Below are 4,488 nucleotides of genomic sequence, written 5' to 3'. Positions count from 1 at the left end.
TGTTTTCTTCCTTTCTTTACGCAAATGTGATTGAAGTTGGGACTGACAGACCAGTTAAATCAATCAAAAAAGCCATCGTTTTAGCCAAAGACGGAGATACGATATTGGTCTACAAAGGACTGTACAGGGAAGGCAACATAGTCATCAACAAAGAAATTGTTTTTCTGGGTAAAGATTATCCCGTTTTAGATGGACAAAAAAAATATGAAGTGGTTTCCATTAGGGCTGATAACGTAACGATAAAAGGGTTTAAAGTTATAAGGTCAAAGTACGCCTCGATGGAAGACCCGTGTGGAATCAAGGTTTACGGCCATAACTTCGTGCTCATTCAAGACAATATTCTCGACGACAATTTCTTTGGTATTTACATTGAAAACGGAAGGAATTGCATTGTAAAAGGCAATAAAATAATTGCCTACAGTACCGAGCAGCAACAAATAGGAAATGGAATTCACTGTTGGAAAAGCGACAATATCCAAATTATTGCCAACACAATTTCAGGACATCGCGATGGGATCTATTTTGAATTTGTAACTAATTCTTTGGTTTGGAGAAATTTGGCGGTCGATAATATTCGATATGGATTGCACTTTATGTTTTCTAATAATGATGCCTATATAACTAATTTGTTTAGGAATAATGGCGCCGGGGTGGCAGTGATGTTTACCAAAAATGTGACGATGATAAACAACACCTTCGACGAAAACTGGGGTGATTCCGCTTACGGTTTATTGCTAAAAGAGATTTCAGACAGCTATATTTTCGCCAATCATTTCGCCAAAAACACAATCGGAATTTTAATGGAAGGAACCAACAGGATCAAGGTGGAGAAAAATGTTTTTAAATCTAATGGTTGGGCAATGAAAATTCAGGCCAGCTGTGTCGATAATGAAATTGTAAGCAACAATTTTTTGGGGAACACTTTTGATGTGGGGACGAACGGAAGTCTGGTTCTGAACACCTTCAACAGTAATTATTGGGACAAATACGAAGGATATGATTTAAACAGGGATAAGGTGGGTGATGTGCCGTATCATCCTCTGAGTTTATTTGCTGTTCTGGTGGAGAAAAACCCCTCTTCCATGTTGCTGTTTAGGAGTTTCATGATTACGCTTTTAGACAAGTCAGAAAAAATATTACCCAGCATCACTCCGGATAACTTCATCGATAATTCGCCATTAATGCACTCTATAGCTTTATGATAGAAATAAAAAATATTTACAAAAAATTTGGAAAACTGGAAGTTTTAAGCAATGTAAACCTATCTTTTGACAAAGGCGAATGCATTGCGCTGATTGGACCAAATGGTTGCGGGAAAACGACTTTGATTAAAAGTGTTTTGGGTATGGTGATTCCCACGAAGGGCGATGTTTTATTTGACCAAAAATCCATTTTAAATGAGTTCGAATACCGAAAAAACATAGGTTACATGCCCCAAATTGGTCGGTACCCTGATTATATGACCGTAGGCCAAATCATCGAGATGATGAAGAAAATTAGAAATTCGCATGAGAACTTAGACGAGGATTTATTTAAGGCTTTCGAACTGGAAAAGATGTTTGACAAAGAAATGCGCACGCTTTCGGGGGGAACAACACAAAAGGTAAGTGCTACCTTGGCTTTTTTGTTTAATCCTGACGTTTTAATTTTAGATGAGCCCACGGCTGGACTGGATCCTTTGGCGTCAGAAATTTTAAAGGAAAAAATCATCAAGGAAAAAGAAAAAGGGAAACTCATTTTGATAACCTCCCATCTTTTGAGCGAACTGGATGAAATGGTAACCCAAATAATTTTCATGCAGGACGGAAAAGTTCATTTTCATAAAACGATTGCTGATTTATTGGATTCAACAAACGAGAAAAAGATATCTAAGGCAATTGCAAAAATCCTTAAAAATAAAAGCAATGAACAGAATAATTAAGATCATTTTTCTAGACATTCTGAAGAACAAGATTATATTGGCTTACACTTTTATTTTAGCCATACTTTCATGGAGTTCCTTCGGACTGGAAGACAATAGTGCCAAAGGATTGCTCACCATTTTGAATATAATTCTGTTTACGGTTCCACTGGTCTCCATCCTTTTTGCGACAATTTATTTATATAACAGTTCGGAGTTCATAGAACTGTTGTTGAGCCAGCCCATCAAAAGAAAAAAGATTTGGACGAGTCTGTTTCTCGGTTTGTCCCTGTCAATGGTTTTGGCTTTTTTTGTGGGCGCCGGAATCCCTTTGCTTATAAATGCGCCGGACCGCATAGGGGTGATGATGCTGATAGTGGGCATTCTTATTTCGTTAGTTTTTGTGGCTTTGGCATTTTTGAGTTCAATCATTACGCGGGATAAAGCCAAAGGAATAGGAATTGCGATAATGACCTGGCTCTATTTTGCTTTGCTTTTTGACGGTATGGTTTTGTTTTTGTTGTTTCAGTTGTCGGATTATCCCATTGAGAAAGCAATGGTAGGAGTCACAGCGTTGAGTCCGATTGATTTGGCTCGAATTCAAATTTTGTTGCAGCTTGACGTTTCTGCAATGATGGGCTACACGGGTGCCATTTTTAAGGACTTCTTCGGCACATCTTTAGGATTGATAATTTCATTTTTACTCCTGTGCCTATGGGTTTTCATCCCGTTTTTTGTTTCGCTTAGAAAATTTAAAAGCAAAGATTTATAATGTTTTAAAATTTAGATATGAAAACTGATATTAGAAACAGATCGGATATTGAAAAATTGGTCAATTCATTCTACGATAGAATAAAAACGGATGCTACAATCGGTTATTTATTTACTGATGTGGCTAAAGTGAACTGGGAACTGCATTTGCCCAGAATGTATGATTTCTGGGATAATATTCTTTTTTCGTCAGGGAATTTTGAAGGGAATCCAATGCGAAAGCATAAAGAATTACATGAAAAAAGCGAAATGAACAAAAGCCATTTTCAACATTGGAATTTCTTGTTTGATCAAACGGTCGATGATTTGTTCATAGGGACAAAGGCGGAAGAAATCAAGCTTCGAGCGATGAACATTTCCGCATTAATGATGCATAAAACCTTGGGCGAGTGAAGCAAAACATCCTAGAACAAAAAGAGTGTTTAAGCGAATTATTTCGCAATATGGATAATTACAAAACGCAGACATTTTATGATTTTTATCATCAAAACATTATTTTAATACCTTTATATTTGCAGCGTGAAAAAACTAGCATTTCTAATTATAATTGTCCTGTTTCTAAAACCGGTTTTCCCGGTGATAGACTATGCGGTCAATTATGACTATATCTCAAAGGTGCTTTGTATAAATAAGGAAAAACCGGCAATGCATTGTAACGGGAAATGCCATTTGATGAAAGAGTTGGCCAAAGCCTCTGAAACTGAAAAGCCAATTTCGTCCGACAAAAAACAAAATGTGAATGTATTAAACGATCTTTTCGTAGAGGAACTGTTTACATTTAATTTAGCGATCATAGACCGCAAGGATAAACCTTCATTTAATTCTAAATACACTAATTTATATTCCCATTTGGATTCGTATTCTATTTTCCATCCCCCCACCATTATCTCTTAAAATTTTAGTGTAACGCCTAATGTGTACTTTTTATTTGAAGAAATTCATTTGAAGAACTTTTGTGCGCATAAATAATTTAAATAGAGAATAATAAATTAAAATAGAATGAAAAATTTACTGAATAAAGTAGTCGCCTTTATGGCCATAAGTGTTGTTTTTGCAGGCTGTACCAATGATGAGACAGCCATCTCGGGGACGGGAAATCTAGGGGTTGAATTTGACAATGCATACGGAAGCAATGACCTAATATTGAGCGCCCAAGCGAACACCACCTCCAATGATGAGGTTTTAAAAATAAGCAGCATAAAATACATAATCAGTAACATCGTCTTGACAAAAGAGGATGGGACTACGTTCAGGTACCCAAAAAGCGAAAGTTATTTTATAGTTGACGAGTCGAATCCCGAGAGTCTGACTGCAGATTTAGAAAATGTGCCGGCGGGGAATTACACAAAGGTGACATTCGGCATTGGTGTTGACAAAATGCAATGGGAACTCGGGGCAACGGGACAGGGAGACTTTTTGGCTGAGGCGCAAGCCGCCGGAATGATGTGGAGCTGGTCAGCCGGATATAAATTCCTGGCTTTCGAAGGGATGTTTACGTCGCCAACGGTAGCAACGGAGACTTCTTTCAAAGTGCACACGGGTCAAACCGGCACGGACTATAATTACACTGAGGTTACACTTGACTTGCCCACAAAAGCGATGGTTAGAACCACAATTACCCCGGAAATTCACATCATCGCCGATGTGTCAAAAATCATTGACGGGACTAATAAAATTAAGCTATCTGACAATAATGCGGCAGGAAATGGCGCCACAATTATGGGGGGTGCAGACTTGCCTTTAATTACGGAAAATCTGTCCAATATGTTTAGTGCGGCTCACGTTCATAACGATTAAATTAATTTTTGGGAGCACAA

The 4,488-nt window shown here is 37.7% G+C and carries 6 protein-coding genes; all 6 read left to right on the top strand.

The genetic code is table 11. The annotated features are described in order from the left end of the window. Positions 1-1,202: nitrous oxide reductase family maturation protein NosD (locus VIH09_RS06960; RefSeq protein WP_331579263.1), on the top strand; the 1,202-nt coding region annotated here is incomplete at its 5' end. After that, positions 1,199-1,921, top strand: coding sequence for an ABC transporter ATP-binding protein (locus VIH09_RS06955; RefSeq protein WP_331579261.1), 723 nt, complete (start codon positions 1,199-1,201; stop codon positions 1,919-1,921). The genes VIH09_RS06960 and VIH09_RS06955, both read left to right, overlap by 4 nt. Next, positions 1,905-2,672: an ABC transporter permease subunit gene (locus VIH09_RS06950; RefSeq protein ID WP_331579259.1), complete on the top strand. Its 768-nt coding sequence runs from the start codon at positions 1,905-1,907 to the stop codon at positions 2,670-2,672. Before VIH09_RS06955 ends, VIH09_RS06950 begins: the two co-directional genes overlap by 17 nt. Positions 2,673-2,689: 17 nt before the next feature. Beyond that, positions 2,690-3,064, top strand: coding sequence for a group III truncated hemoglobin (locus VIH09_RS06945; protein WP_331579257.1), 375 nt, complete (start codon positions 2,690-2,692; stop codon positions 3,062-3,064). 126 nt (positions 3,065-3,190) lie between these two features. Beyond that, on the top strand, positions 3,191-3,565 hold the full coding sequence (locus tag VIH09_RS06940) for a hypothetical protein (RefSeq protein ID WP_331579255.1): 375 nt from the start codon (positions 3,191-3,193) through the stop codon (positions 3,563-3,565). A 105-nt stretch (positions 3,566-3,670) separates the two neighbouring features. Next, a complete protein-coding gene (locus VIH09_RS06935; RefSeq protein ID WP_331579253.1) occupies positions 3,671-4,468 on the top strand; it encodes an MbnP family protein in 798 nt (265 codons plus the stop codon). Positions 4,469-4,488: the final 20 nt, after the last annotated feature.

This window comes from Flavobacterium sp. (assembly GCF_036515215.1).
GTDB lineage: Bacteria > Bacteroidota > Bacteroidia > Flavobacteriales > Flavobacteriaceae > Flavobacterium.
Note: the sequence above shows the minus strand (reverse complement) of the source record. Positions and strands in the feature narration are given on the sequence as shown.